At 80.2% G+C, this 1536-nt stretch carries 1 protein-coding gene and 1 pseudogene; both read right to left on the reverse strand.

The genetic code is table 11. From position 1 onward, the window contains the following. Positions 1-301: pseudogene (locus tag ACFU7Y_RS43865) on the reverse strand (hypothetical protein); the annotation flags it as partial. Continuing rightward, a partial coding sequence (locus ACFU7Y_RS43870) for a glycosyltransferase (RefSeq protein WP_380772055.1) occupies positions 301-1536 on the reverse strand: 1236 nt, incomplete at its 5' end. The gene ACFU7Y_RS43870 and the pseudogene ACFU7Y_RS43865, both read right to left, overlap by 1 nt.

Below are 1536 nucleotides of genomic sequence, written 5' to 3' on the forward strand. Positions count from 1 at the left end.
AGGGCAGCGCGGCCAGCGCGGCGGCGGCGGCCGGCGCGGCCCGGGCGGCGGCCCCGCGCGGGTGCGGCTCCACCGGCCCGGGCACCGGCGGCCGGCGGGGCACCCGGGCGTACAGCTCCTCGGCCAGCGAGAACAGGTCGGCGTGCCGGCAGCGGGCGGCGGTGTCCGGGCCGAGCCCGGCCTCCTCCAGCCCGGCGGCGATCTCCAGCGGGTCGACGGCGCGCTCGCACAGCTCCCGGTGCTCGGTCATCACCTCGCGCACCGGGTCCGCGCTGCTGCCGAGCAGGGTGGCGCCGGACATCAGACGGCCTCCGCGAGTTCGGCCGGCCGCTGCCCGGCCGGCTCCCGCACCCCGGTCCGGACGGTGCCGCCGCACAGCTCGTCGCCGGAGCCGCCACCGTCCGCCGGAGCCTCCTGCGCGCCGCCGCGCGGACCGTCGGCCAGCCAGCACTCGGCGGGGCGGGCGAACGGGCGCGGCGTCGGCCCGCCCTCGCCGCCGCCCCCTCCGCCGGGAAAGGCCGGGTACTGCGAGACCAGCTCCAGGTAGATCTCCCGGAAGGCACCGATCACCGGCTCCACGGCGAAGCGTTCCTGCGCCCTCAGCCGCCCGGCCAGCCCGAGCCGGCCCCGCCGCTCCTCGTCCCGCAGCAGCGCCAGGCAGGCGCCGGCCAGAGCGCGCGGATCGCGGGCGGGCACCAGCAGCCCGGTCGGCCCGACCACCTCGCGGGCCACCCCGACGTCGGTGGAGACCACCGCCCGGCCGCTGAGCATCGCGTCCGCGAGCAGCCGGGGGCTGCGCTGGGAGAGCCCCGAGAAGACCGCCACCGTGCCCGACTCCCAGACCCCGGCGAGCGAGCCGGGCCGCCCGGCGAAGTCCACCGCCCCGGCCACCCCCAACCGTTCGGCCACCGCCGCGCAGTGCGCCCGGTAGCCGGGCGCCGCCTCCTCGCCGTACACCACCAGCCGGGCGGCGGGCAGTGCGGCGCGGACCCGGGCGAAGGCGTGCAGCGCGAGCTCCGGGTCCCGCCCCGGCTCCAGCGCGCCCGCCCACACCAGGACCGGCGCCGCGGGCTCCGGCCCGGCGGCCGGGCGGTCGACCGCCGGCGTGCCCTCGTACACCACCCGGGTGCGGGCCGGGTCGGCCCCGCAGCGGCGCTGCCACTGCTGGTCGTGGGCGCTGCCGGGGGTGAGTATCGCGGCCTGCCGGCAGGTCTCCTCGGTGAGCGCCCGGAAGAAGGACAGCAGCAGGGCCCGGACCGGCCACCGGTACGGCGCCTCGCGGTAGCCGAGGTACTGCTCGCGCAGGTGCGGGCCGTGCTCGGTCACCACGAACGGCACCCCGTGCAGGTGCCGGGCCACCAGGGCGGGCAGCGCGGCCGGGCCGCCGCCGACCACGTGGCACAGGTCTGCCGCGCCGAGGCCGCCGGGGCCGGTGCCGTACCAGGGTGCGGACAGCGGGCGCAGGCACTGCTCCAGCAGGTCCGCCGCGACCAGCACGTCGCACACCAGCGGCTGCCCGGCCGCGGTGTCCGCGCC

The sequence above is a fragment of the Kitasatospora sp. NPDC057542 genome, assembly GCF_042801945.1.
Lineage (GTDB): Bacteria > Actinomycetota > Actinomycetes > Streptomycetales > Streptomycetaceae > Kitasatospora.